Origin of the sequence: Virgibacillus salexigens (genome assembly GCF_014905415.1) — a bacterium.
Taxonomy (GTDB): Bacteria; Bacillota; Bacilli; order Bacillales; family Amphibacillaceae; genus Virgibacillus; species Virgibacillus salexigens.
Genome location: NZ_BNEO01000156.1, coordinates 1 through 300 on the forward strand (window position 1 = coordinate 1; position 300 = coordinate 300).

The following is a 300-nucleotide window of genomic DNA, read 5'->3' on the forward strand; positions in this document are numbered from 1 at the left end:
GTGCATATTTACGAAGCGCTGGGTTTGGTTTCTTAGGTGTTAGTGTACCAACACGAGTACAAACGCCACGTTTTTGTGGAGAATTTTGATCTGTGAATTTCTTTTTGAAGCTATTGTACCCTTTATTAAGTGCTGGAGGGTCAGACTTCTTTGGTTTGCTTACGCGTCCTTTGCGTACAAGCTGATTAATAGTAGGCATTCTATTTTCCTCCTTTCTTTATCTATACCATCTGTTCAACTAATGATCTTAGCGGGATGTTTAATTCCACACATCCAGGTGGTTCATCTTTTGGCAAAAAA

At 39.3% G+C, this 300-nt stretch carries 1 pseudogene; it reads right to left on the reverse strand.

Annotated elements, in window-relative coordinates:
* Positions 1–199, reverse strand: a pseudogene (locus tag JKP73_RS22660) (30S ribosomal protein S12); the annotation flags it as partial.
* Between the last annotated feature and the right edge of the window lie 101 nt (positions 200–300).